Here is a 24,927-nt window from a genome sequence, read left to right as displayed (position 1 = left end):
ACTCTTTCATATGCTTTGTTCGTCCTTTTCAAATATCAGAATCTTCTGCGTAACCTTTTTTGCAATCGGTAATAACGCCAAAAGTCTGTATGCAGATGAAAATAACTCCATGCCACGAAGAATATTATCATCTTTTATTTTATGATACCCTGTTATCATATTCCCAAGGTCTTCAAAATAATCTGCACCGAAGACAAATTTTGAGCCTGTTTGCTGTATGGATTTTTCTATTCCTTCTTTCTTCACCCATACCTTTGCCAGACATTCCATAAGAATATAGGCATTATCAAAGTTGTCCTTTATTATTTTTAATATCTTACCGTTTTCTTCTGCTGTCAGATACATTGATAATCCTTCAATGATAAAAAGCATTTTCCCCCGCACTTTTACTTCTTTTGACCATGCAGGGTCAAGTGCAGAAATTCCTATCGTAGAAACACGTCCTGATTCTTCGAAAATCTGATTGCGGATTGCTATCGTTTCGGGCAGGTCCAGATTGTACCAGGTGATTTTACCATTATCCATGCGATAAAATCTCGTATCCAGACCACAGGCAATATTAACCACCGTACAATCAGGATTTTTCTCTATAAAATTCTTTACTAATTCATCAAAAACTACCGTTCTAGCAATTACCCCTTTCCCCATCGTAGAATCCCTAGCCGCTGTAGAAAAATCATAATCAATTTTGTCGACTAATTCTACCGCCTTTGCATCATAGAATTTATTATGTTTACTTTTTGAATATTGGGCTCTGGCATAAAAGCTCTGGAGCATTGTCTCAGCACTGCCACTGATAGTAGGTTTTATTCTTTCATTCATACATTTACCTTTTTGCAATATAGTTAGTTTTGATTAACTTGATTGTAACACATTTTATGACAATAAACAATTCAAATTGACGTGTCTTGAAGACAACCCCCATAAACTTTTCATTAGTTTTCTTTATTTTGTGCTTTTCTTCAAAGTTATATAAGAATTTGGCAATTGCTTACTTCCTTATTGTATTAAGAATATTTAAGGCTTGTTCCCCTTCATCTTTATTGGTACTCCATACGCTGATAGATAATAATTCACCCGCAGAATAATACCCCACATAAACAACATAAATAGTGCTGCTATCTTCTGTTAATACTTCATCGTATATCTTTGCTTCAAATCCACTCGGGATGTAGAAATCTAAATTTCGCTGTCTTGCAGATGCTGGTACTGTTCTGATATAAGCTTCTTCCATTACTTCTCTTGGTGCAAGCATACCTTCCCTTTCTGCGCGAAATGGTGTTATACGAATTGTCAAATCACTACTATTAGGATAAAAAATATACTCCCCATTCTCTTCATCGTATTCGCCTTGCCAGTTATCTGGCATAGAAATTTGCCAATCAAAGAGTAATTTATAAGAATTCATGTTGCTCCTCCAACTCCCGATTTCTTAGTTTCAAAAATCATAAATTCATTTTAACAAATATTTTTCAAACGCTTTGTATGTATCAAAGTGAACCTCTTGGAAAAATAAGACGAGCCAAACAACAAAAGCTGGAACAGCCATATATGGTGTTAAATAATAAGATAACACTGCTCCAATCAGCATTATGCCAGCCCATGTAAAACACTGATTTCTTATATCATGAGAAATATAAGCTTTATCATACAATGCCTGTTCTTCTTTCGACAATAAATTGAATCCCAAAACAAATTGTGCTGCTTTTTCCTTTAAAACCGCAAATAACACACCTATAATCACAAACAGTATTAAAAAAATTATATATGACCAAAATCCTGTATTCATAATACACCTCATTAAATACCGATTTTTCTAATAAAACCATACAAACATAACCACAAATAATCCAATTATTACAAGCATTGTCCCAGCAATACATGATACAATTGCTGCAACACCATCTTCCTTATAACCATCAATATAGCTATACTTAGGATTATTTTTTTCATACCAGATTTTAACTTGGTCATCTTCTATTGATCCTCATTGCATTTACACTTACTATTTTTCCTTCTGTTTGAGTCAAACATTTATGTTTTTTATCTTTTTTTGCTTTAAAATAAACATATCCTTTTCTTGCAAATAAACTACCTATAGAACAAAACATTAAAGGAAAAATCATTCCAAAAATAATCGTTTGGCTTAAACTCATTTTATCTCCATCCCGCAAAACTTCGATTTATTACACCCACATTATATCATAACCTTACATTTACATTCAATTACCTGTATTTTCCCTTTAAGTTCCCTTTAAGTTCTATAGAAAATCATTTCCAAGATATTCTATCTTGAGAATGACCATATATTTCTAATCTGTTTAGAAAGAGTATCATAACTCCATAAACGATTGCTTCTTTTTATAGAGTTAGGATCATTCACAATAAACATCCTCTGCTTCATTCCTCTAATCACAATAAGATGTCCTGTAGTAGTAAAGTCTCCTGGTTTCATACTGCAAATAAGAGGTCTACCATTCATGATTTCATTCTTCATAGAAGAATAAAAGAGGGGTATGTTTCTTCCATGAATACCATAATGTTTCATACCTTCAGTAAAGAAAGCCCAGGATGTTCCATCTTGATAATAGCCATGACTATATGCATAAGATGCCACATCAAAAGGGGTAATGTTATTTCTTCCTGTTAATCCTGCAATAATCATTGCAGCACTCGTAGGACCACAGCCATTCATGCCAATCACATTATATCCATACTTTCCATAGCCCCATCTTTGATCATATTGAAGTAAGAGAGGATAACGTCCTTTTGTGACTGGACCTATTGTATCTGTATAAACATGTCCTTTTTTACTTGGATAGTTGTAAACAAAATCAATAAGTTCTTCATTACGATAAAGTGATTGAATCATTGCATCAGAATATTGATTCTTATTATTTAATATAGTACGTAGTTTAGGATTAGAACGCGCTTTTATTTCTAAACCAATATCTTCTCTTAGTCCACTCACACCACCACTTATATTATAAGCTATATGACCTATAAGAATTGAGAATACACAAAGCAATACAATGATTATTTTTTTCATATGTTTTCATCTCCTTAAAAAAGCATCTTCATTGCTTGTATTTTACCAATACAAATGAAGATGCTTCTTTAATACATTCTTATAGAATTCTTATGAACTTCTTAATTTTTTGGGAGAGTAATTGTGAAGACTGTTTCTTCTTTATTACTTGATGCAAAGATAGAACCATGGTGAAGTTCCACTATTTCCTTGGCAATAGCGAGACCTAAACCACTTCCACCTGTTCTTGAAGTACGTGCTGAATCTAAACGATAGAAGTTCTCAAATATACGATTTAGTTTTTCTTTAGGTATCTCTTTTCCTTTATTGATGACTTTAATAATGACATCATCATGCATACTATGAACATCAATATTGATATCAGTATGATCCTTACTATAGCTAATCGCATTCTTAATCACATTACTAAAGACTCTGCTAAGTTTATCCGCATCACCATATAATGTGATATCTTCATCTTGATTAAGATGGATATTCTTTTCCTGTTCTACTAGGACAGGATAGAAATCATCAATGATTTGTTCGAACATCAGACGAATATCTAAATCTTCTTTTTCTAGAATAATCTTTTCTGAATTATAACGAGCCACTTCAAATAATTCATTAATGAGATCTTCTAAGCGATAAGATTTATCTAATGCAACATTGATATACTTCTCTCTTTGAGTATCAGGCATATCTTTAATTTCATCTAATAAAGATAAGTAACCAATCATAGAAGTCAATGGTGTTTTAATATCATGAGCTAAATAAACAATGAGTTCATCCTTCTTCTGTTCATTCTCTCTTGCAAGTCTCTCATTCTTTATTGATTCACTCTTTAGTTCATTAAATCGTCTTTCTATATCATAAAGTTCTTCTGGTAATGTGATATAGTCTACACTCTTATCTATTAATTCATGAGATGCATGAGTCAATGCATCCATATAATAGGATGTCTGTTTATAAAGACGATGAATTATAAACGCAAAAGAAATCACTATACAGATTAATAAAAACAACAGAAGCAAGAGTGGATTCTTCACAATATTATAAAAGAACGCTAGAAACGTATAAATATTAGAATCAAAATCATAGACCCATTGAAAATCAAAAAAAGCAGCTAGATAGACTGCCAATACAAAAACAACTAACAGCCCTACTGTATAAGCTATATATTGTAGTAGTGTACGTTTATAAATCTTCTTTAAGATTGTATTAGTTTCCATATCATCCATCCTTTATTTTTCAATCTTATAGCCCACTCCATAGACCTTCTTTATATATTTAGGATTTCTTCCACCATCATGCATCTTTTCACGTAAATGTCTAATATGCACCATGATTGTATTATTATCTCTCTTATAATAATCTTCTCCCCAGACCTTTAAGAATAAGTCATCGCTCTTTACAACATTTCCTTTATGGAGACATAATTCCCATAATATCGCAAATTCTGTTTTAGTCAGTTCTATCTTCTTTTCATTAAAATAGAATTCTCTTGTATCATTATTAATACGTATTCCTCTAAAATCTATTTCATTCTTTTCTTCTTTTTCATTATAGTTCTTATAACGTCTTAGCTGTGCTTTGACTCGTGCAACAAGTTCTAATGGCTGGAATGGCTTTGTGACATAATCATCTGCACCAATACTTAAACCATTGATTTTATCAATATCCTCTACCTTTGCGGTTACAAAAATAATAGGAAACTTATACTTTCTTCTTATTGTATTGCATAACGAAAAACCATCCATATCAGGCATCATCACATCTAAGATAGCTAAATCAATCTTTAAATCATCAATATCTCTTAATACATCCTGACTAGAATAGTACTTATATACAGTAAAATTCTCATTTTCTAAATAGATTTGTATTAAATCTGTAATCTCTTTCTCGTCATCTACAACTAATATATTCATAAATATCCCCTCTTATGCATCATTATATCATTTACATTCCTATCAATTATTAATACTTTCTTAATTATTGAAAATTCCCTCTAGAGTTAGTTATAAATAATATGATATGATAGTCGCATTGTGTGGAGGAAAATAAACATGAAGAACATGACTAAAGGGAAACCATTAAATCTTATATTCTTATTCGCATTACCACTTATGTTAGGTAATATCTTGCAGCAATTATATACAATGGTAGATACAATGATTGTAGGACAGTTCTTAGGTGTTAATGCCTTGGCGAGTCTAGGTGCTGCAGACTGGATTAACTGGGCTATTTTAGGAATAGTAATGGGCTTTACACAGGGATTCTCTATTCGTATCTCACGTACTTTTGGCGCTGAAGATTATGGAAATATGAAAAGATCTATGCATATGATTTTCTTCTTATGTGCTTTCTTTTCCATTCTTACAACAGTTGTTGCAGAATTATCTATCGTTCCATTATTAACTCTATTAAATACACCATCTAACGTTATTCAGGGTTCTATTACGTATTTAAGAATCATGTCCGGTGGTTTGACGATCACAATGTTTTATAACTGTTTTTCTAGTATATTACGTTCTTTAGGTGATAGCCGTACACCATTACTCGCAATGATTGGTGGAGCAATCACAAATATCTGTTTAGATTTATTATTTGTAGTGGTATTTAAATGGGGTATTGCAGGTGCTGCGATTGCGACATTATTAGCGCAGTTCTTAACTGCAATATTCTGTCTCTATATGTTGAAGAAAGAACTACCATTCAAGTTAGAACTCACTAAATTTAAGTTTGAAAAAAAGATCATCAAGAACTTATTACAGTTAGGTTCACCTCTTGCTTTCCAGAACCTCATTATTTCTATTGGTGGTATTATGGTACAGTCAGTAGTCAATCGTTTTGGATTCTTATTTATTGCAGGATTTACTGCCACAAATAAGCTCTATGGTTTATTAGAAGTAGCCGCTATTTCATTTGGTTATGCCATCACAACATTCAATAGCCAGAACTTAGGTGCTAAGCAGTATGAACGTATTAAAAAAGGTGTGGCACAGGCTGCCTTCTTATCATTCTGTACTTCAGTGATTATTGGTGGTTCAATGGTTCTATTTGGTAAGCATATCTTATTACTCTTTATTTCAGGTACACCTGATCAGATTAATAAAGTACTTACTATTTCTTATAAATATCTCTTCATTATGGCAGTATGTCTACCAATTCTTTATATGCTTCATTCATATAGAAGTGCCTTGCAGGGAATGGAAAATACATTTATACCAATGGTATCAGGTATTGTGGAACTCGTTATTCGTGTAGGTGTTGCCCTCATCTTCCCTATATTCTTAGGTCAGAATGGTATTTATCTTGCAGAAGTACTCGCATGGACAGGTGCAGCAGTACTGCTTTATATATCATATAAAATAAAAATACATGCATTATTAAAAGATACTGTAATGGGTAATTAACTCATTATGGTTTCAGATAGTGTAAAAGGCGGACATCAAAAATCCGCCTTTTATGATACATTAATTCTACCATAGAAACATACCATCAAAGTTTATCTTTAATATTTTCAAGCTGATGAAATATACCTAAAATATTTACTTCATCATCTTTAATATCAAAAACAACACTGTAATTCATTTGAGGAACAATTGCATTTCTGTAATGCTTTTTAGCTAAATATTGATCAATACATGGTGGGTATTGATATGGATTTTCAATAAGATTATCATAAATCATATCAATGCCATCTAACAGATGTCTAGCAGCTTGTTTATTTTTTAAACAATAAATCAAGTAATAAACAAGATGATCCAACAGTTCATCTGCATTTTTAGTAATATTTAGCCTATAGATCATATTTTGCCCTCATGTTTTCAAGTGATTTCTTGGCGTCTTTTACTTGACCATTCTTCACTTGTTCTTCAGAAATTTCAATATTTCTGTATATATCTATTTTTTTCATTGCTTCTTCATATGCTTCCATACTCATAATCACCATATCTCCATAACCATTTTTGGTAATAAATATAGGATTGTTTGTATTATGACACATCTCAGAAATTTCCGAAGTTTTCTTTAAATCTTTAATTGGAATGATTTGTGGCATCTTTAACACCTCCTTATTATGAGATAATTATACCATAATTATAACCTATTACCAAAAATGAATTTCCTCTTTCTAATTTATTAAGTGTCCTTCACCTATAAAGAGAACTGAACGCTTTTTAATTCATCCCCTAATCATTAAGTAGCTAAAAAGTATCTCTACTATTTAATACTCAATCATTAGAGAAAATACTTATAGATTCTAACATTCCCTACAAAAAGAAAGACACCTCAAAAATGAGATGTCATTGTTTCGTTTAAAGCTTTAATCCTACTTCTAATCCTTCTTTTGTAGCTGGAATAGCACTACCTGCCTTCACAGCCCCACCAATCACATATACTTCTTTACAGTTATTATGAGCCATTTCTTCTAATGGGTTATATGATTTATATCCAAACGCAAAAACAACCATTTCTGCTGGTAATGATACTAATTGACCTTCTTGATTTTCACCGATTACTGCATCTTTTGTGATTTCTTTTACTTTAAAATTAGTTTTTACATTAACACCTGATTCTCTCATCATCTTTAATAAATATTCTCTTGAAATAGGCATCATATCATTTAGAATATCACTTTGCATTTCTACAATAGTTACCTGATGATTTTTTTCCTGTAAATAGTGTGCTGTTTCTGAACCAACTTCTCCACCACCACATACTACAATAGGTCCATTAGGATAATCATACTTACCTAATAACATATCTTCTGCAAAATGTACATGCTCCTGATCAATACCTTTAATAGGAGGCATAAATGGTTTTGCACCAGTCGCCAAAACAATCGCATCGGGACGTACTTTCTGAATTAATTCTTCAGTGACTTCTGTTCCTAAATGGACAGGTACATTTAGTGCTTCTAAATTAGCTCTCATTGATGATGTAAATTTAGATAATTCACCTTTTCCAATTGGATAAGCAGCGCTTTCAAATTGACCACCCAATGAATTTTTAGATTCATAGAGTGAAACATTGTGTCCTCTAATAGCTGCAGTTCTTGCTGCCATTAATCCAGCTGGTCCACCACCTACAACCATAACATTTTTAGGTTCTTTTACAGGTGTTAAATCACATTCATATTCTCTACCTACTCTAGGATTAACTAAACATGTCACACCTTTTCCATCAAATAGAGCCCACTCACATCCCTGTAAACATCCAATACAGTAATTAATCTGATCCATTTTTCCTTCTTTTGCTTTTTTAGGAAGCATAGGATCAGCCAAAGAGCCTCTTGCCATACCGATAAAATCACATTTATCCATATCTAATAAAATATCAGCCATACCAGGCTCATTAATTCTATTTGCTAGAATAACTGGAATATCTACAATCTTTTTAATATTATATGATCTTTCCATAAGAGATGCCTTAACAAATTAAACCTGAGTAGTTCACTCATTCACTTGGTCATTTACATCATTTTATTCATATGTATACTACCTAGCAGAACAACAAAGTACAAATAGGCTTTCTGTTTTAATTTCTTAGCATACAAAAAGATGATATTTATCGATACCATCTTTCTAATACCTTTCAGTAAATTTCATTAATCTATAGAAACAATCATTTTGTTATAATCATCAATAATATAATAGAGCTTATACCCTAACCCAGCTAATACTATTTTATGATGATAAGGTCTTATTTCAGGATATAATCTAGGATTATATTGAATAGTACTGCATACTCTTTCAATCTGACAAAACAGCCTCTTTCCAAAAGAATAGTTATTATAATGATTAATACAATACTTATCAATTTGATCTAATTTATTTATAACTTCTTTATCGAGAAAAACTTTATAAGCCATATTTTTCTTCTCGATCTTTCACAAATTGATCAAAATCTACTAGTTCTACATTTCCCTCTTTATATTTTCTATCATAAATCACAGAAACAACTAAGTCTTCTAATTCCTCATCCGTTAAAACATTGTAACTTTTTCCTTCAAATGTCATCTTTCTCAAATGATGTTTCATTTCCATACTTTATCGCTTTGTTGATATCATCATATCATATCCTCTTACTATCATGAAAAAATCATTCATCAATCAAAAAAGACATCTCCTAAGAGATGCCTTAACGAATTATTTAACCACAATATTTACAATCTTGTTAGGAACATAAATGATTTTCTTAATTTCTTTACCATCAGTATGTGCCTTAACATTTTCAAGTTCTAATGCCTGCTGTTTAACAGATTCAGCTTCCTGATCCTTATTAATAGATAAACGTCCACGTACTTTACCATTTACCTGTACTGCAATTTCAATTGTAGATACAACAAGCTTGTCTTCTTCATATGTTGGCCATGCTTCATAAGCGATTGTTCCTTCATGACCAAGTTTTTCCCACATTTCTTCACAGATATGAGGTGCAATACATGAAAGCATCTTAACGATACCTTCTGCATATGGCTTATAAACTGCTTTAGCCTTATATGCTTCATTAATGAAGATCATCATCTGTGAGATAGCTGTATTAAAGCCAAGGTTTTCATAGTCTTCAGTCACCTTTTTAACTGTTGAGTGATATACGAAGTCTAATGAACCATCATTTGTATCAGTTAACTTATCAGATTCAACAAATAGTCTATAAACACGTTCTAGCCATTTCTTTGAACCTTCTACACCTGTTTCACTCCAAGGTTTAGATGCTTCAAGAGGACCCATAAACATTTCATATAAACGTAATGTATCTGCACCATATGCTTCTACAATATCATCTGGATTAATAACGTTACCCTTTGACTTAGACATCTTCACACCATTTGGACCAAGAATCATACCCTGATGGTATAGCTTCTTGAATGGTTCTTTAACTGGTACGATACCCTTGTCATATAAATAGTTATTCCACATACGTGAATATAATAAGTGTCCTACTGCATGTTCAGGTCCACCAACATACAAGTCAACTGGCATCCAATGCTTTAATAATTCTGGATCCGCAATAGCCTTATCGTTATGTGGATCAATATATCTTAAGAAGTACCAAGAAGATCCTGCAGAACCAGGCATTGTACTTGTTTCTCTCTTACCCTTCTTACCATCTACTTCTACATTAACCCAGTCAACAGCCTTATCCAATGGAGAAGAGCCAGTCTTTGATGGACTATAATCTTCAAGTTCAGGTAGGATAAGTGGTAACTGATCATCACTTAATGCAACAGATGTTCCATCATCAAAGTTAATGATTGGAATTGGTTCACCCCAATATCTCTGTCTTGCGAAGATCCATTCTCTTAAACGATAGTTAACATGCTTAGAACCACAATGATGTTCTTCTAACCAGTCTAACATCTTATCGATTGCTTCCTGTTTATCTAAACCATTTAAGAAGCCAGAGTTGATATGTACACCATCCTGTGTCCATGCTTCCTTAGTAACATCTCCACCTTCTAATACTGGAATAATATCGATACCAAACTTCTTTGCGAAAGCATAGTCACGATCATCATGTGCAGGAACAGCCATGATAGCACCTGTTCCATAACCAGCTAATACATAGTCAGAAATCCAGATTGGAATCTTCTTACCATTTACTGGGTTGATTGCATAAGCACCAATGAAGACGCCAGTCTTTTCTTTATTTAATTCAGTTCTTTCAAGTTCTGACTTAGTTGCGCATACATCTAAGTAAGCTTTTACTTCATCCTTCTTATCAGGAGTCGTAATCTTTTCTACTAATTCATGTTCTGGTGCTAATACACAATAAGTAGCACCGAATAATGTATCACAACGTGTTGTGAATACTGTGAATTTATCATCATAACCATCTACCTTAAAATCAACATGAGCACCGATTGATTTACCAATCCAGTTTCTCTGAATTTCTTTAGTAGATTCTGGCCAATCAACTTCTTCTAATCCTGCAAGTAATCTTTCAGCATATTTAGGAATATCAATAACCCACTGTTTCATATTCTTACGAATAACAGGGAATCCACCACGTTCACTCTTACCATCGATAATTTCATCGTTCGCAAGTACTGTACCTAATTCTTCACACCAGTTAACAGGAATATCTACATATCTAGCTAAACCATCTTCATAAAGCTGTTTGAAAATCCACTGAGTCCATTTATAGAAGCTAGGATCACAAGTAGATACCTGCTTATCCCAGTCAAATGAGAAACCTAACATCTTTAACTGTTTAGTGAAAGTCTGAATATTCTTTAATGTAAATCCTTCAGGGTGGTTACCTGTCTTGATTGCATACTGTTCAGCAGGTAAACCAAATGAGTCAAATCCCATTGGATGTAATACGTTATATCCCTGCATTCTCTTCATTCTTGACATAATGTCAGTTGCTGTATATCCTTCTGGATGTCCAACATGAAGACCTTGTCCTGATGGATAAGGGAACATGTCTAAGGCATAGTATTTAGGTTTTGAGAAATCATAAACATCTGTTTCGAATGTCTTATTCTCTTCCCAGTATTTCTGCCATTTCTTTTCTGCTATCTTATGATCATAAGTCATAATTCTGTCTCCTCCACTTTTAAAATAAAAAAAGTCCTCATGTCTAAGGACGAGAACTCGCGGTACCACCTTAGTTCATGAAGACTGATTCATGCGCTTAATGCTTTAACGCAGCAATACGTGATCTGCTTACCACAGACCCATCTCCCTAGCGAGTTCAATGGATGACTTTACTTATTCACACCAGCCATAAGTTCTCTTAAAAAGCATGACCATCTACTACTCTAGTTCCTTGACTTTTATATACTCACTCACCTTATCATAATTTCCCATTATTTGCAAGAAGTATCATCTCATTTTAAGGATGCGGGATGGATTGAGTTTGATAATATAAATAACACTAAACAATGTTGAGATACAGACTAACAAGAATGAACCAGCCCACAATAGAAGCATAATAAGAGGCTGGAATGTAAGATGCATAGGAAAGTCCGTGATCTGAGGAATAATCTGATTCATCACCTTCATAATACCTAATAATATAAGAGAAGCAGTTAAATAGCTATAAGAATGGAGAATCAGACATTGATAGAAAGACATCTTAAAAATATGTTTATTCTTTTCACCATAGGCTTTCATGATGGCATGATCCTTCTTTAAATGCATAGCATGAAGAATCATGATTTCCATAATCATAAAGATGGAAGAAATAATAGTCAAAATAGAAAAAATGACAAGAATCATCTGAATTCTATTCATGTTATCATTCAATGTTTTCTTTGTTGATTCCCCCATTGTCTTGAATTCATATTCAGGATAATTCTTTTTTAAAGAATTTATAATTGATTTGTCTGCCTTATACTTCAACATACCATATCTTGCAGTTGGTGTCTGATTAAAGAGTGATTCAATCCAATGATAGTTAGCAAATTCATACATATAAAAGGCATCATAATTGTAAGTTTGTGGAGATATACCTACTATTTTTACTTCAATTCCTTTGATTTTTAATTGATATTTATAATAGATCGTCCATGATGTATTGAGTAACGAATTCACCTTCTTATTTTGGGCAAGTTTTCTTGCAGTTGAGAGAGGTACCGCAATTTCATCATTATTTTGTGGTGCTCTTCCATATATATACTGGCTGACATAAGATGTATCATCAGATATAAACAGAACTTCATTCTTCTGATATCTTTGACTATTATGAGAGATTCCCATGAGATTATAATCATCTAAATTCAAATAATGATAGGTTGCTTCGTTGAAATGAGTTAAAGATAAAGGATCATCATTACGTAATTTATAAGTAATTGACTTCTGTGGAATCAATGAAGAGAGATATTGATAAATGGTATTACGAAAAGAGAATGTAAAGGTAAATGTCATCATCAGACATAATAATGCGATAGATAACGCGAAAGACATTTGAAAGAACCTTTTACGACTACTTAAAAAGGACTGGATTGTTAGTTTTAGGATAGGAAAATGATATCTTTTATTATTACAATGATTCTCTTTAGGATATACCTCTGTCTTTTGGATTACTGTATCCTTTATGATATAGCCATCCTTCATCTCTATAATACGATCACTGTATTGTTTCACTGATGTTTCATCATGGGATACAAATAATACAAGAGAAGAATGAGAACGTTCCTTCAATATCTGCAATACTCTCTTTGCATTATCTGGATCAAGTGATGCTGTTGGTTCATCACATAAAATAATATCTGGATCATAATAAAGAGCACGTTCTATCGCAGTGCGTTGTCTTTGCCCTAAAGAAAGTGCACTCACCGGGGTCTTCTTAAACTGTTTAGTGAGTGTTTCATCCAATATGTAAGATGATTTATGAAAATAATCATAGAGACGAATATTATTTGTGATAGAAAGCCAAGGAATAAGATGAAAATCCTGAAAGATAATAGAAATCTTCTTATCTTTATAAATGACTTCTCCAGAATAATCATCATCGAGTCCTGCAATAATATGAAGTAAAGTACTTTTTCCACATCCACTTGGTCCTATTAGTGACACAAAGCCTATATCAGGAAGATTACAAGAAATATTGTCTAGTACATGTTCATGCAGATAACGTTTATTGATTGATTTAAGTTGAATCATATTATTCCTCCCTAAGTAATGAGACAATACTCTCCTTCTTAATACGAATAAACGGTGCTAAAGCAGATATTATTAATATAAGAAGATAGAGAAAATAGAAAATAATATAGAAATAATAAGGAGAGGCAAGGCAGGTAAAATGAAAATATTCCTTAAATGATGTCAATGGAAGAATAGAAAGAATGATTATAAACATCACTATGCTGACAGAGTAAATAAATGAGCCAATAATAAATATTTCTATCTTTGATTCACGCTGTAATTGTTTGTATGTTGCACCCATAGAGATTTTCAAAGCTAATGAGCGGCTTCTTTCTAAGTAAAGAGAAGAGAAGACTGTTTTTGTGAGTTCTATCGCCACAAATAAACTGATCATCATATAAGCCAAGGCAATAATGCGACCAATAGAAATAAGCGTGCCATAACTCATCTTCTTCATATATACATCATTATCTGCTTCATAATTGTTTTCATAACGTTTAATGACTGTTTTAGGATTATTGGTGATAATATCCATCTTGTCATCTCTTATAAGATCTGGATATTTCTTATCTATATCATGATGAAAACAGACAAATTGATCCTGATAGAAATTATCTTCTATTACTCCTACTACTTTATATGTATCATCTTCTAATAGATGACATGTGAATTGTGATTTGAGTTTATGAGATAAATTATGTGTAATAATGACTTCATTTGTATGATGAGGAAAACGACCTGAAAGCAGCTTGATATGATTTTTCTTAGCAGGTAAACGAATCAAAGATGCATTCACACCTTTTATATACCCACTTTCTATATCAAAATGTGGCGTTGCTTTTTCCTTTAAAGAGAAGGGTTCCCCATCATGACTTGCTATAGTCACAATATCTTTAAGTGGTGCTTCCATGTAAGATTTTTCTATAGAGGTAGAAAGACCATTTAAACCACTTATAATTACTAGCGAAGTCACAATAACAAGTATCTGAAAGAGTGAAAGAAGTGCGAGTCTCCTTCTTTCTCCTAACACTTCTTTAAAGCTATATCTTAAAGAGAAGTGCTTCTTATGTTGAGGAATCAGAACATCTTTATTTGTATTCCCTTCTTTAACAGTATGTAATGTCTGATTCCTCATCTCTATGAGTATATCTACATATTCATCTAATAGTTCTGTATCATGAGACACAACAATGACCAAACGATCTTCTGAGACTTCCTTTAATAGTGTCATAACCTCTTTTGCCTGTTTATAATGAAGTGCACCTGTTGGTTCATCGCACAGTAATACAGGTGCATCCTTCAACAAGGCACGGGCAATAGAAACACGTTTCATCTGTCCAATAGAAAGTTCATCAGGATATCTTTTCATAAGTTTATCTATCTTCAATCGTCTAGTGATTTTATCCATCTTCTTCTTGTTCAAATCAATCTGACCAAAATAACATCCAGACATGATGTTTTCTTCTACTGTATAAGAAGGTATCAGATCATTATTCTGTTTAATAAAACCAATCATCTTACAAAACGAGGCATCTATCTCTTTATAATTGAAAGTAATCTGTCCTTCATATTTCAGTAAGCCACATAAACAATAAAGAAGAGTTGATTTCCCACATCCTGAAGGACCTTTAATACCTACTAGCCCCGTATCTGGAAATATATAATTCACATGATCTAATAGACATATATCATAACTCATAGTTAAGTCTTTAAGTTCTAGCATATTCTTTTCTCCTTTTTATGTTATAATGATCCGGGTGATAAAAAATGAATCCTTTTCCATATTCTTTAGATAACAAACGTTATCATACATACAATTATTTTTTAAAAACGAGATATCATAAAAAAGTCGCAAAGGTGTCTTTAGATGCCCATTTTACTTGTCCTAATAGAGATGGGACAAAAGGCTTTGGAGGCTGTATATTCTGTTCTGAGAAAGGGTCTGGAGACTTTATTCTAGATAGTGATTCTCTTTTAGAACAGTTTAAAGCAGGCGCTGAAGTGATGAAAAGAAAGTGGCCTGATGCTGTCTTTATTCCTTACTTCCAGGCATATACAAATACCTATGCTTCTTTAGATCAGTTAAAGAAGATCTATGAACCATTTATTGGTATGAAGGATGTTGTTGGTATTGCGATTGCGACACGTGCAGACTGCCTCACTGAAGAAATATGTGCTTATTTAGAAGAATTATCTAAGAAAACGGATGTCTATATAGAATTAGGCTTACAGACTATTCATGATACTACCGCAAAAGAAATCAATCGTTGTCATACTTATCAGGAATTCTTAGATGGACTCTCTATGTTAAGAAGACATCATTTAGAAGTCTGTGTGCATATTATTAATGGTTTACCTAATGAAACAATAGAGATGATGTTGGAGACTGCAAAAGCGGTAGGAAAACTAGATATACAGGGGATCAAGATCCATAATCTCTATGTCACACAAAATAGTCGTCTATATAAGCTCTATTATCCTTTTAAGATGTTAGAAAGAGATGAATATATTTCTTTAGTTGCAAGACAATTAGAATATATTCCAAGTCATGTAGTCGTAGAAAGACTGACTGGAGATGCACCATTAGAAGAATTAGTAGCTCCTTTATGGTCTATCAAAAAGACAACAATTCTTAATGATATCGATAAATATATGAAAGCACACGATATTATGCAGGGCGATCTTGTATCTCTCAAATAATATATACGAAAGAAAAGAAAGAATTACTTAAGAGCATAAAAAAAAATCTGGCCAAAAGCCAGATTTCTTTTTATTATTCTTCTGTTTCAAGAAGACCATATCCACCATCTCTACGTTTATAGACAACACATGCAGTATTAGTTTCGATGTCCTTATAAACGAAGAATGAATGACCAATGAGTTCCATCTGCATGATAGCTTCTTCCATGTCCATTGGTTTTGGATTAATTGTTTTTGTCTTAACGACAACGTCTTCTTCTTCAGGTTCTTCAAGAGCTTCTAAAGTGTTAATATTGAAAGCGAGTTTATTATTCTTTGACTTTCTACTTAACTTTGTCTTGTACTTTCTGATCTGTCTTTCTAGCTTATCGATAACTAAATCGATTGCTTCATAAAGATCATCACTTGTTTCTTCTGCACGAAGAAGAACATACTCTGTAGGAATTGTAACTTCAATTTTCTGACCAAATGGGTAAGTTCTAATTAAAACCTTAGCCTCCACATCTTGTCCCATGATGAAGTACTTGTCGAGCAATGCTAGTTTTTTAGTAATCTTGTCCTCAATAGCATCTGTAATTGTAACGTTTTTACCTCTGACAATAACTTTCATAATTAATTCCTCCTTTACAATTCTTTCTATATCTATATTATACATAAAAAAAACTAAAAAAACACTCTTGACATAAAATATAAAAAAAGAAGACGTTAATGTCTTCTTTAAGCTAAGTATTTCTTTAAGTCTTCTACTTTATTTAATTTTTCCCATGGGAATTCAACATCAGTACGACCAAAGTGTCCATAAGCAGCTGTTGCGCCATAGATTGGATTTAATAAATCTAATGTATTGATGATACCCTGAGGAGTTAAATCAAATTCTTTCTTGATTGCATCTAAGATGACTTCATCAGCTACCTTACCAGTTCCATAAGTATCAACATGCACACTTGTAGGATCCTTTACGCCAATTGCATAAGATAACTGGATTTCAATACGATCACATAATCCTGCTGCAACAATGTTCTTAGCGATATAACGACTGATATAAGCTGCACTTCTATCTACCTTTGATGGGTCTTTACCAGAGAATGCGCCTCCACCATGTCTTGCCATTCCTCCATAAGTATCAACGATGATCTTACGTCCAGTTAAACCAGTATCACCATGAGGACCACCAATAACGAATCTTCCTGTTGGATTAATGAATACCTTATAGTCTTCATTCATATGATGTTTTCTAACAACTTCTTTCATGATCTTTTCTTTAATGAATGTCTTGAATTCTTCTTCATTGAAATCTGGATCATGCTGGATTGACATAAGAATTGTATCAACCTTAGGATTGTTTTCATCTGTATAATCAATAGTGACCTGTGATTTCATATCAGGTCTTGCATGTTTGAATGTACCATTATGTCTTAATTCACTTGCATAACGTACTAATTCATGAGCCATAGAGATTGGTAAAGGCATATATGTTTCAGTTTCATTTGTTGCATAACCAAACATGATACCCTGGTCACCTGCACCACCTACTTCTACATTTGTACCTAATGCGATATCACTAGACTGTGTATCCATGACTACCTTGATTTCACAAGTATCTGCATCAATACCTAAATCTTCAGCCGTATAGCCGATTCTTCTCATTACATCACGAGCCACTGCTTCATAATCTACTTTCGCATTCGTTGTAATTTCTCCACCAATGACTAATAAATTAGTTGTTACAAAACATTCACAAGCTACACGTGAATATTTGTCCTGTCTTAAGCATTCATCTAAGATTGCATCACTGATCTGATCACAAAGCTTATCTGGATGTCCTTCTGATACAGATTCTGATGTAAATAAGTTCTTTTCCATTTTCTTCTTTTCCTCCTGTAATAAAAAAGCTCTCCTCAAAGAGGAAAGCGTAGTAATCTGCTTCCTCTTATTGTTCAAGTAATACTTGCTTGGTCAAGGCACCTTCTATATAAGGGTTGCCACCACTTTAAAACGATCCTCATCTGTGTGGTTCTTAATAAGAGTATAAAAATATTTAATTAAATTGCCTGTACTTCAATAACGCCTGGGACTTCTTCTATTAAAATCTGTTCAACACCATCTTTAATAGTAGAATCTAGCATCATGCATCCTGCACATGCACCAAGCATATGTACATAAACGATGCCGTCTTTGAAATCAACGAATTCTAAGTCTCCACCATCTCTTTGTAGATAGGGTCTCAACTTATGAATGACTTCCTTAATGGCTTCAATCTTTTCTTCCATGATTTCACCTCGCTTCTGCTTGACCATTATAACACACAAAATAAAAAAGAAAAGTGATATACCCTATAGAATCACTAAAAAACATACTTATTTATTAGACAATTTTGATAGATTGCACATTTTTAAGCATAATTCGCTATTTTTATAAAGTAAATGAACTCTGAGCATAATAAAAGAACCACTGAGGGTTCTTCAATGTTATTCATCGTCTATATTCTTAATATAATTCAGTACAAAATGAATGACATAGAGTATGACAATCATCCATCCAACAGACACAAGAACATATTTGCATACTGCAATATCCCATTCCCCAGGTTCAAAATAATAGTTACTTACAATAGTTGGTAATTGTGTGAGTATATAGAGTAATGCAGCAACCAATATATATAATATTTTTTTCTTCATATGGTTCTCCTCTACTATGTTAGTATATACTAACTATATCATACTCACTTTTTTTGTAAAGTATATCATATTAAATACAAATTATTTATCTTTTTCACATTAAAGAATTATTATTATCTATTCTTTTATCACTATTATAATTATGCTATAATGCAGTTGATTGGAGGCGTGCAATGGAACATCAAGTTCATGTAGGTGACATTGTTGATGTGACCATTACTGGTATTCAACCATATGGTGCATTTGCTTTATTGCCTGATGGAAGCAGCGGATTAATCCATATATCAGAAATATCTGATGGATTTGTTCGTGACGTAAATCAATTTGTCTTTTATGGAGAACAGGTCAAGGTAAAAGTCATTGATATAGATAACGTCCATCATCAGGCAAGGCTTTCTTTAAAAGCAGTCGCGAAAAAGAGACGTTTTCGCAAAAGAAAGTCAATCGTGGAGACACCTAAGGGTTTTAATCCACTAAGAGAAATGATGCCTCGATGGATCAGTCGAGGAATCGCAAAGGAGGAAGATGTATGATCAACGTTGATTTAAGTAAAGCTAAATTAACAGAAAGCATGGAATCATATAAGGACAGAGTCGCAGAAGTTCATGATATGATCCACAACAAAACAGGAGCAGGTAACGACTTTTTAGGATGGGTTGACTTACCTACTAACTACAACAAGACTGAAGTAGAAAACATTAAGAAAAAAGCTGCAGAATTATCTGAAGAAATTGATGTTTTATTAGTTTGTGGTATCGGTGGTTCTTACTTAGGCGCAAGAGCTGCTATTGAAGCAATCAATGGTCTTTACCCAACAAACAAGGTTCAGATCATCTATATTGGTAATACATTCTCTGCTACTTATTTAGCACAGGTTAAGAACTATGTAAAAGATAAAGAATTCGGTATTAATGTAATTTCTAAGTCTGGTACAACTACTGAAACTTCAGTTGCTTTCAGAATCTTCAAAGAATTACTTGAAGAAACTAAGGGTAAAGAAGTAGCTCAGAGAAGAATTGTTGCTACTACAGATGCTCATAAGGGTGCATTAAAGACTTTAGCTGACCAGGAAGGTTATACAGAATTCGTAGTTCCTGATGATATCGGTGGACGTTATTCTGTATTAACTGCAGTAGGATTATTCCCTATCGCAATGGCTGGTATCGATGTTGATGCAATGTTAAAGGGTGCTAAAGATGCCCAGGATAAATACAACAATCCAGATCTTCTTACAAACGATGCTTATCAGTATGGTGTTGCAAGACAGATGTTATTAAAGGCTGGTTACCCAGCTGAAATGTTTGTAACTTATAACTTACAGTTACAGCAGACTGCTGAATGGTGGAAACAGTTATTTGGTGAATCTGAAGGTAAAGAAGGAAAAGGTATCTTACCTACAAGTGGTACTTTCTCAACTGACCTTCATTCATTAGGACAGTTCATCCAGGAAGGTTCTAAGGTTTTATTCGAAACTGTATTAAAGATCAAAGAACCTCAGATGAACTTAGAAATCCCTAGTGATGCAGATAACTTAGATGGTTTAAACTATTTAGCTGGTAAGACAGTTGATTATGTTAACCAGAAAGCATGTGAAGGTACTATTGATGCCCATGTAAATGTTGGTAACGTACCTAACATCCAGATCACTCTTGATCATGTTGATGCATATAGCTTCGGTTATATGGTATACTTCTTCGAAAAGGCTTGTGCAATGAGCGTTTACCTATTAGGTGTTAACCCATTCAACCAGCCAGGTGTTGAAGTTTACAAGAAGAATATGTTCAAGCTTTTAGGTAAGCCTGGATATTAATAAGAAATCCCGCAATCGCGGGATTTTTTTGTACAATGTGATGAGTTTGTAAGAAATTGTGATGTTTTTCACAAAGTATAGTAGATAATCTCTTTTTAATCAGTATAATAAAAGTTAGATAATGTTTAAAAAGATAGTAGTGAAGCAGAAGAAATTTTTCTTCTGTTTTCATTTTACTAGAAAGGAGACAAACATGAAGAACATTACTATTATGGGTGGCGGCGTTCTGGGATCACAGATTGCATTCCAGGCAGCATATTGTGGTTTTGATGTAACAATCTGGTTAAGAAGTGAAGGCAGTATTGGACGTACACAGCCTAAGCTTGATTCTATCAAGCAATCTTATATTGATGCAATTAATCTCATGGATATTGATAAATCTATCAATACATGGTGTATGGGTATTGCAGGCTATGATGATTTTGATAAGGAGAACTGCCTAGAGAAGGTAGAACGCGCTTATTCTACAATCAAGCTAGAGCTTGATATGAAAACAGCAGTTAAAGATGCTGATTTAGTCATTGAATCTATGACAGAAAATATGGAAGCTAAGAAGGATGTCTATACAAAGATGGCTCCCCTACTTCCTGATAAGACAATTCTAGTGACTAATTCTTCTACTATGCTTCCTAGCAAATTAGCTAAGTTTACTGGTAGACCTGATAGGTTCCTTGCCTTGCACTTCGCAAATACGATTTGGAAGAATAATATGACAGAAGTTATGATGCAGAATAAGACAAATAAAACATGCTTTGATGAAGTCATGAAGTTTGCGAAAGAGATTAGAATGATTCCATTACCTGTCAATAAAGAAAAGTCTGGTTACCTACTCAACTCTATGTTGATTCCATTATTATTCTCAGGTATGGATTTAATGGTCAATGGTATCTCTGATCCTGAAAGTATCGATAAAGCATGGACTTTAGGTACTGGTTCACCTAAAGGGCCTTTCCAGATTCTTGATACAGTAGGATTAAAGACTGCTTATGAGATTGTAGGTATGTATGTGAAGATTCCTGGCTTCTTAGCGCCTTATAACTTCAAAGGCATGCATAAGATGTTGAAGTCTTATATTGATCAAGGTAAATTAGGATATAGTACTGGTGAAGGATTCTATAAGTACAAAAAATAAGTAACTAGGCTATAATAAATGCCAGGAGTTTACACTCCTGGCATTTATTTTTACATCGTATCCAAAGTGATTTTTTCCAAATCAGCAAATTCATTTTTGCATCAATTGCTACTGCATCCTCAGAGATTTCCTGTTCATATTCAAAGATTGCCTTGTCATTGCGATTTGATTTGCTAATTCAGCGCTCCTATTAAAAAAATAGTTTACAGGTACAAAAAAAGTCAATCCGAAGATTGACTTGTTCATAAGTTGGAGCGGGTGATGGGAATCGAACCCACGTAGTCAGCTTGGAAGGCTGAAGTTCTACCATTGAACTACACCCGCATAGGATGGTGACTCGCAGGGGATTTGAACCCCTGACCCTCTGATTAAAAGTCAGATGCTCTGCCATCTGAGCTAGCGAGTCAAAAAAGATGGCTGGGATAACTGGATTCGAACCAGTGAAATGACAGAGTCAAAGTCTGTTGCCTTACCCCTTGGCTATATCCCAATAAAGATGGTGGGGAGAGACGGATTCGAACCATCGAACTCGTAGAGAACTGAGTTACAGTCAGCCGCGTTTAGCCACTTCGCTACCTCCCCACTGGTGCCGACTAGAGGAATTGAACCCCCAACCTACTGATTACAAGTCAGTTGCTCTACCAATTGAGCTAAGTCGGCAAATATTGAGCTATAAAATAAAATGGTGGAGGTTAACGGGCTCGAACCGCTGACCCTCTGCTTGTAAGGCAGATGCTCTCCCAACTGAGCTAAACCTCCGCTGCGGGTACTATATTATCATCATATTCGCTCTAAGTCAACAGAAAATAGAAACTTTTTTGTAGTTTTGTATATAGGTATATTTGATTAAATGACTCTTTTTCTTATTTTTGTTGAATTTTTCAAGTTTTTTTCTATTTCATTTGCTTTTTGTTATAAGAACGATTACAATTTAATTGTATCTGGAAACAGGTACATTTTAAAGGCTCTTGGTTAAGGCCGCTCTCAATGACACATACAATTTGCTTTCCTTATTCAAGAGCTTTTATTGTGTCATGGGAGCATTTTTTTATTTGACAAATACTCTAATAGAGACTATATTCATTTAAAGCAGAGAGGTGATAGTATGCAAAGATTCACGTTCGATGATGAAGATGACTCTATTAAGGATACTAAGAGAGAGAATTCTATTCAACAGGAAGAAAAAGAACCTGAAGTTAAAAAAGTTGTTAAGACAAAAGTGAAACATAAGAGATCACATTCTTTACCTAAACATACTAAAACGAAGGTAAAGTATAAAGAGAAATCACATCCTGTGATGACTTTCATTAAGACTTTCATATTATTCGTATTACTTGCAATTATATTAGTGGCACTTGCGTTTGGTATACGTTTTTATTTAGATAACCCAGAAACAGTGAAACAGTGGTTCTGGCAAGGTTATCGTTATTTATTCAGATAGAAAAAGAGGTCCTCATGGGGCCTCTATTTGTTTACCTGAATAATGAAGAAATAAGCCATTGTCTTACCTCTAGGCACATCATAATGTTCTATGAGTGTAAGATAGTCTGAATTAAGTCTTAAATTCTTCTCTACAAGAGATATTTCAGTTGTATAGATAAATACATACCCTTCTGGTAAAACGTGTCTGTGGATACGTTTAAAGAAATTATCATAGACATTCTTTAAAGCACGTGTATCTTTCATCTGTGCATAGGTAGGCATATCAGTAAAGATTTCATCAAACATTTCATTATTCACAAAACGGTTGGCATCTTTATTTACAAAGTGGATTGGCTGATTCGCCGCAATCGCATTCTTCTTAGCTGCTTCTAAGCCTTCTCCATAAATATCTAATCCCATGGCAAACTTAACTGGTTTAGCCATACATCTTTCAATAAGTGTAACACCACTACCACAGAATGGATCTAATACACGAGAATGCATACCCATATAAGGTTTAGCCACTTCCATAAGTGTTGCAGCTACATAAGGCTGCATTGAGTTAGAAATAATTTCACGTCTATAATTAAAGCGTGGATTGTCTAATGAACTCAACTTTAAATAAACATTGACTGTTCCAGGCCTTAATTCTCTAATTAATAATTCAATATCGTAATCAGATGTTACATTCTGCAAGTATGAAGGCATCTCTTCAATAAGTTCTTTTACTATATCATTGATGACAGCTGATTTCTTTTCTCTCATCTGATCAACTAAACGATAATAAAAGCATCCTTCCGCATCATACAAACGATGAAGCACATCCACTAAGTTACTTGACGCAATACGTTTACCAATTAAATGTCCATCCTGAGGAAGTCCTGAGCAGCCTGATAACGGGAAAATCATTTCTCTATAATTACGTAAACCTAGAAGGTCATAAATAGCCTTTGTACGGACTAATACGCCCTGTCCGACCGGTTTATAACGTAAATGTTTCACTTGTTCAAAGAGTGTATATTGATAATAAGGAAGTGTTGTAAGAATAACATCGACTTCTTTATGCAATAAACGGATTGATTTCTTCTTATGATAAGAATATGAACGAATCATCGGATTTAATACTTTTAATTGTGCTTTGATATGCTTGCTGTCTACCACTTCAGAATTCATGAGTTCATTCTGTATTTCCTGTAATTCCTTAATATAAGGCTTACAGTCATAATGACTCATTCCTTTCAAATAGGCATCCTTCACAAAATCCTTTTCTTCATTCTTATAAGCATCTAAAAGAACAGATGCCATTAAAGGATTCTTTGTATAGCCTAATAATAGTGCCGCATTCTTTCTTACCTTAGGATCTTCATGAGTTAAACAGTCACATAGTTTTTCTACAATAGGACCTTCTAATGTATCAGTTGATGTCATTGAACCTTTTAATTTTATTAGATTTTGACGCAGATCAGTGTCTGCGAGAATATTCTTTACAACATTTTTTTCCATATAAAACACCTCATAATCATATCTATTATATCAAATTCATCCCTTTGTTACTATAA

Annotated in this window: 26 protein-coding genes, 6 tRNA genes, 1 riboswitch and 1 other annotated feature; of the genes, 6 read left to right on the top strand and 26 right to left on the bottom strand. The window is 33.5% G+C overall.

All coding sequences use genetic code 11. The annotated features are described in order from the left end of the window. Window positions 1-6 precede the first annotated feature (6 nt). From NQ499_RS03915 to NQ499_RS03885, 7 genes are all read right to left on the bottom strand, one after another. Window positions 7-822, bottom strand: coding sequence for a class I SAM-dependent methyltransferase (locus tag NQ499_RS03915; RefSeq protein ID WP_006506394.1), 816 nt, complete (start codon window positions 820-822; stop codon window positions 7-9). A gap of 169 nt (window positions 823-991) precedes the next feature. After that, complete coding sequence (locus tag NQ499_RS03910; RefSeq protein ID WP_006506395.1) at window positions 992-1,408, bottom strand: hypothetical protein; 417 nt, start codon at window positions 1,406-1,408, stop codon at window positions 992-994. A gap of 45 nt (window positions 1,409-1,453) precedes the next feature. Then, window positions 1,454-1,789, bottom strand: a complete 336-nt coding sequence (locus NQ499_RS03905; RefSeq protein WP_259848605.1) for a DUF3784 domain-containing protein — start codon at window positions 1,787-1,789, stop codon at window positions 1,454-1,456. Window positions 1,790-1,970: 181 nt separating this feature from the next. Next, a complete protein-coding gene (locus tag NQ499_RS03900) occupies window positions 1,971-2,156 on the bottom strand; it encodes a hypothetical protein (RefSeq protein ID WP_006506397.1) in 186 nt (61 codons plus the stop codon). Window positions 2,157-2,287: 131 nt separating this feature from the next. Further along, the gene (locus tag NQ499_RS03895) at window positions 2,288-3,049 is read right to left on the bottom strand and encodes a C39 family peptidase (protein ID WP_006506398.1); all 762 of its coding nucleotides are present in this window, start codon (window positions 3,047-3,049) and stop codon (window positions 2,288-2,290) included. 101 nt (window positions 3,050-3,150) lie between these two features. Further along, entirely contained in the window at window positions 3,151-4,257 is a 1,107-nt protein-coding gene (locus tag NQ499_RS03890) for a sensor histidine kinase (RefSeq protein ID WP_050772179.1), read from the bottom strand. 12 nt (window positions 4,258-4,269) lie between these two features. Next, window positions 4,270-4,953, bottom strand: a complete 684-nt coding sequence (locus tag NQ499_RS03885; RefSeq protein WP_006506400.1) for a response regulator transcription factor — start codon at window positions 4,951-4,953, stop codon at window positions 4,270-4,272. A 138-nt stretch (window positions 4,954-5,091) separates the two neighbouring features. Here NQ499_RS03885 and NQ499_RS03880 point away from each other — a divergent pair, with 138 nt between their 5' ends. Beyond that, window positions 5,092-6,441 carry an MATE family efflux transporter gene (locus NQ499_RS03880; protein ID WP_006506401.1) on the top strand — a complete coding sequence of 450 codons (1,350 nt, stop codon included), beginning with the start codon at window positions 5,092-5,094 and terminating at the stop codon, window positions 6,439-6,441. A gap of 85 nt (window positions 6,442-6,526) precedes the next feature. On the opposite strand, the gene NQ499_RS03875 is transcribed toward NQ499_RS03880, so the two are convergent. The 8 genes from NQ499_RS03875 to NQ499_RS03840 all read right to left on the bottom strand — a co-directional run bounded on the left by NQ499_RS03875 (window position 6,527) and on the right by NQ499_RS03840 (window position 15,349). Next, window positions 6,527-6,838, bottom strand: coding sequence for a type II toxin-antitoxin system RelE/ParE family toxin (locus tag NQ499_RS03875; RefSeq protein ID WP_006506402.1), 312 nt, complete (start codon window positions 6,836-6,838; stop codon window positions 6,527-6,529). Further along, window positions 6,828-7,088 (bottom strand): type II toxin-antitoxin system prevent-host-death family antitoxin, encoded by a 261-nt coding sequence (locus NQ499_RS03870; protein ID WP_006506403.1) that lies wholly within the window; start codon window positions 7,086-7,088, stop codon window positions 6,828-6,830. The genes NQ499_RS03875 and NQ499_RS03870 overlap by 11 nt, the downstream gene beginning before the upstream one ends. A 256-nt stretch (window positions 7,089-7,344) precedes the next feature. After that, window positions 7,345-8,448 (bottom strand): FAD-dependent oxidoreductase, encoded by a 1,104-nt coding sequence (locus NQ499_RS03865; RefSeq protein ID WP_006506404.1) that lies wholly within the window; start codon window positions 8,446-8,448, stop codon window positions 7,345-7,347. A gap of 188 nt (window positions 8,449-8,636) precedes the next feature. Further along, window positions 8,637-8,900, bottom strand: coding sequence for a hypothetical protein (locus NQ499_RS03860; RefSeq protein WP_006506405.1), 264 nt, complete (start codon window positions 8,898-8,900; stop codon window positions 8,637-8,639). Then, entirely contained in the window at window positions 8,890-9,075 is a 186-nt protein-coding gene (locus NQ499_RS03855; RefSeq protein WP_006506406.1) for a hypothetical protein, read from the bottom strand. Before NQ499_RS03855 ends, NQ499_RS03860 begins: the two co-directional genes overlap by 11 nt. Before the next feature lie 102 nt (window positions 9,076-9,177). After that, entirely contained in the window at window positions 9,178-11,574 is a 2,397-nt protein-coding gene (leuS, locus tag NQ499_RS03850) for a leucine--tRNA ligase (RefSeq protein WP_040390069.1), read from the bottom strand. Window positions 11,575-11,616: 42 nt separating this feature from the next. Continuing rightward, window positions 11,617-11,816: a binding site (T-box leader), on the bottom strand. 46 nt (window positions 11,817-11,862) lie between these two features. Beyond that, window positions 11,863-13,644: an ABC transporter ATP-binding protein/permease gene (locus NQ499_RS03845; protein ID WP_006506408.1), complete on the bottom strand. Its 1,782-nt coding sequence runs from the start codon at window positions 13,642-13,644 to the stop codon at window positions 11,863-11,865. 1 nt (window position 13,645) lies between these two features. Next, window positions 13,646-15,349, bottom strand: a complete 1,704-nt coding sequence (locus NQ499_RS03840) for an ABC transporter ATP-binding protein/permease (RefSeq protein ID WP_006506409.1) — start codon at window positions 15,347-15,349, stop codon at window positions 13,646-13,648. A 44-nt stretch (window positions 15,350-15,393) separates the two neighbouring features. Between NQ499_RS03840 and NQ499_RS03835 the strand changes: the two genes are divergently transcribed. Then, window positions 15,394-16,326, top strand: coding sequence for a TIGR01212 family radical SAM protein (locus tag NQ499_RS03835; RefSeq protein ID WP_006506410.1), 933 nt, complete (start codon window positions 15,394-15,396; stop codon window positions 16,324-16,326). A 73-nt stretch (window positions 16,327-16,399) separates the two neighbouring features. Here the strand turns inward: NQ499_RS03835 and hpf are convergent, their stop codons facing one another. The 4 genes from hpf to NQ499_RS03815 form a co-directional block, all read right to left on the bottom strand. Further along, complete coding sequence (gene hpf / locus NQ499_RS03830) at window positions 16,400-16,936, bottom strand: ribosome hibernation-promoting factor, HPF/YfiA family (protein WP_040390070.1); 537 nt, start codon at window positions 16,934-16,936, stop codon at window positions 16,400-16,402. A gap of 107 nt (window positions 16,937-17,043) precedes the next feature. After that, window positions 17,044-18,189, bottom strand: a complete 1,146-nt coding sequence (gene metK, locus NQ499_RS03825; RefSeq protein WP_040390071.1) for a methionine adenosyltransferase — start codon at window positions 18,187-18,189, stop codon at window positions 17,044-17,046. Window positions 18,190-18,253: 64 nt separating this feature from the next. Further along, a riboswitch (SAM riboswitch) is annotated at window positions 18,254-18,353 on the bottom strand. 15 nt (window positions 18,354-18,368) lie between these two features. Continuing rightward, window positions 18,369-18,596 (bottom strand): NifU family protein, encoded by a 228-nt coding sequence (locus NQ499_RS03820; protein ID WP_040390072.1) that lies wholly within the window; start codon window positions 18,594-18,596, stop codon window positions 18,369-18,371. Window positions 18,597-18,794: 198 nt separating this feature from the next. After that, window positions 18,795-19,004 carry a hypothetical protein gene (locus NQ499_RS03815; RefSeq protein WP_006506414.1) on the bottom strand — a complete coding sequence of 70 codons (210 nt, stop codon included), beginning with the start codon at window positions 19,002-19,004 and terminating at the stop codon, window positions 18,795-18,797. 173 nt (window positions 19,005-19,177) lie between these two features. Between NQ499_RS03815 and NQ499_RS03810 the strand changes: the two genes are divergently transcribed. From NQ499_RS03810 to NQ499_RS03800, 3 genes are all read left to right on the top strand, one after another. Further along, the gene (locus NQ499_RS03810; RefSeq protein ID WP_006506415.1) at window positions 19,178-19,537 is read left to right on the top strand and encodes a CvfD/Ygs/GSP13 family RNA-binding post-transcriptional regulator; all 360 of its coding nucleotides are present in this window, start codon (window positions 19,178-19,180) and stop codon (window positions 19,535-19,537) included. After that, a complete protein-coding gene (locus tag NQ499_RS03805; RefSeq protein WP_006506416.1) occupies window positions 19,534-20,814 on the top strand; it encodes a glucose-6-phosphate isomerase in 1,281 nt (426 codons plus the stop codon). The genes NQ499_RS03810 and NQ499_RS03805 overlap by 4 nt, the downstream gene beginning before the upstream one ends. A 193-nt stretch (window positions 20,815-21,007) precedes the next feature. Next, on the top strand, window positions 21,008-21,946 hold the full coding sequence (locus tag NQ499_RS03800; protein ID WP_040390073.1) for a 3-hydroxyacyl-CoA dehydrogenase: 939 nt from the start codon (window positions 21,008-21,010) through the stop codon (window positions 21,944-21,946). A 250-nt stretch (window positions 21,947-22,196) separates the two neighbouring features. Here the strand turns inward: NQ499_RS03800 and NQ499_RS03795 are convergent. The 6 genes from NQ499_RS03795 to NQ499_RS03770 form a co-directional block, all read right to left on the bottom strand. After that, window positions 22,197-22,270 (bottom strand) — tRNA-Gly (locus NQ499_RS03795). 6 nt (window positions 22,271-22,276) lie between these two features. Next, window positions 22,277-22,352: transfer RNA gene (locus NQ499_RS03790), tRNA-Lys, on the bottom strand. Window positions 22,353-22,360: 8 nt separating this feature from the next. Beyond that, window positions 22,361-22,436, bottom strand: a tRNA-Gln gene (locus tag NQ499_RS03785). A 7-nt stretch (window positions 22,437-22,443) separates the two neighbouring features. After that, window positions 22,444-22,528, bottom strand: a tRNA-Tyr gene (locus NQ499_RS03780). 2 nt (window positions 22,529-22,530) lie between these two features. Next, window positions 22,531-22,606: transfer RNA gene (locus NQ499_RS03775), tRNA-Thr, on the bottom strand. Window positions 22,607-22,629: 23 nt separating this feature from the next. After that, a tRNA-Val gene (locus NQ499_RS03770) sits at window positions 22,630-22,705 on the bottom strand. A 346-nt stretch (window positions 22,706-23,051) separates the two neighbouring features. On the opposite strand from NQ499_RS03770, the gene NQ499_RS03765 reads away from it, so the two are divergent. Next, window positions 23,052-23,387, top strand: coding sequence for a hypothetical protein (locus NQ499_RS03765; protein WP_006506418.1), 336 nt, complete (start codon window positions 23,052-23,054; stop codon window positions 23,385-23,387). 23 nt (window positions 23,388-23,410) lie between these two features. On the opposite strand, the gene NQ499_RS03760 is transcribed toward NQ499_RS03765, so the two are convergent. Then, the gene (locus tag NQ499_RS03760; protein ID WP_006506419.1) at window positions 23,411-24,871 is read right to left on the bottom strand and encodes a HEAT repeat domain-containing protein; all 1,461 of its coding nucleotides are present in this window, start codon (window positions 24,869-24,871) and stop codon (window positions 23,411-23,413) included. Between the last annotated feature and the right edge of the window lie 56 nt (window positions 24,872-24,927).

The organism is Catenibacterium mitsuokai (assembly GCF_025148785.1).
GTDB classification, from domain to species: Bacteria; Bacillota_I; Bacilli_A; order Erysipelotrichales; family Coprobacillaceae; genus Catenibacterium; species Catenibacterium mitsuoka.
Note: the sequence above shows the minus strand (reverse complement) of the source record. Positions and strands in the feature narration are given on the sequence as shown.

Coding starts and splice junctions, on each gene's coding strand:
- NQ499_RS03910 (WP_006506395.1), bottom strand. CDS start 1,408: ATGAATTCTTATAAATTACTCTTTGATTGGCAAATTTCTATGCCAGAT.
- NQ499_RS03905 (WP_259848605.1), bottom strand. CDS start 1,789: ATGAATACAGGATTTTGGTCATATATAATTTTTTTAATACTGTTTGTG.
- NQ499_RS03865 (WP_006506404.1), bottom strand. CDS start 8,448: ATGGAAAGATCATATAATATTAAAAAGATTGTAGATATTCCAGTTATT.
- NQ499_RS03900 (WP_006506397.1), bottom strand. CDS start 2,156: ATGAGTTTAAGCCAAACGATTATTTTTGGAATGATTTTTCCTTTAATG.
- NQ499_RS03810 (WP_006506415.1), top strand. CDS start 19,178: ATGGAACATCAAGTTCATGTAGGTGACATTGTTGATGTGACCATTACT.
- metK (WP_040390071.1), bottom strand. CDS start 18,189: ATGGAAAAGAACTTATTTACATCAGAATCTGTATCAGAAGGACATCCA.
- NQ499_RS03760 (WP_006506419.1), bottom strand. CDS start 24,871: ATGGAAAAAAATGTTGTAAAGAATATTCTCGCAGACACTGATCTGCGT.
- leuS (WP_040390069.1), bottom strand. CDS start 11,574: ATGACTTATGATCATAAGATAGCAGAAAAGAAATGGCAGAAATACTGG.
- NQ499_RS03855 (WP_006506406.1), bottom strand. CDS start 9,075: ATGGAAATGAAACATCATTTGAGAAAGATGACATTTGAAGGAAAAAGT.
- NQ499_RS03895 (WP_006506398.1), bottom strand. CDS start 3,049: ATGAAAAAAATAATCATTGTATTGCTTTGTGTATTCTCAATTCTTATA.
- NQ499_RS03880 (WP_006506401.1), top strand. CDS start 5,092: ATGAAGAACATGACTAAAGGGAAACCATTAAATCTTATATTCTTATTC.
- NQ499_RS03815 (WP_006506414.1), bottom strand. CDS start 19,004: ATGAAGAAAAAAATATTATATATATTGGTTGCTGCATTACTCTATATA.
- NQ499_RS03840 (WP_006506409.1), bottom strand. CDS start 15,349: ATGCTAGAACTTAAAGACTTAACTATGAGTTATGATATATGTCTATTA.
- NQ499_RS03860 (WP_006506405.1), bottom strand. CDS start 8,900: ATGGCTTATAAAGTTTTTCTCGATAAAGAAGTTATAAATAAATTAGAT.
- NQ499_RS03820 (WP_040390072.1), bottom strand. CDS start 18,596: ATGGAAGAAAAGATTGAAGCCATTAAGGAAGTCATTCATAAGTTGAGA.
- NQ499_RS03875 (WP_006506402.1), bottom strand. CDS start 6,838: ATGATCTATAGGCTAAATATTACTAAAAATGCAGATGAACTGTTGGAT.
- NQ499_RS03885 (WP_006506400.1), bottom strand. CDS start 4,953: ATGAATATATTAGTTGTAGATGACGAGAAAGAGATTACAGATTTAATA.
- NQ499_RS03835 (WP_006506410.1), top strand. CDS start 15,394: ATGAATCCTTTTCCATATTCTTTAGATAACAAACGTTATCATACATAC.
- NQ499_RS03890 (WP_050772179.1), bottom strand. CDS start 4,257: ATGGAAACTAATACAATCTTAAAGAAGATTTATAAACGTACACTACTA.
- NQ499_RS03765 (WP_006506418.1), top strand. CDS start 23,052: ATGCAAAGATTCACGTTCGATGATGAAGATGACTCTATTAAGGATACT.
- NQ499_RS03870 (WP_006506403.1), bottom strand. CDS start 7,088: ATGCCACAAATCATTCCAATTAAAGATTTAAAGAAAACTTCGGAAATT.
- NQ499_RS03915 (WP_006506394.1), bottom strand. CDS start 822: ATGAATGAAAGAATAAAACCTACTATCAGTGGCAGTGCTGAGACAATG.
- NQ499_RS03805 (WP_006506416.1), top strand. CDS start 19,534: ATGATCAACGTTGATTTAAGTAAAGCTAAATTAACAGAAAGCATGGAA.
- hpf (WP_040390070.1), bottom strand. CDS start 16,936: ATGAAAGTTATTGTCAGAGGTAAAAACGTTACAATTACAGATGCTATT.
- NQ499_RS03800 (WP_040390073.1), top strand. CDS start 21,008: ATGAAGAACATTACTATTATGGGTGGCGGCGTTCTGGGATCACAGATT.
- NQ499_RS03845 (WP_006506408.1), bottom strand. CDS start 13,644: ATGATTCAACTTAAATCAATCAATAAACGTTATCTGCATGAACATGTA.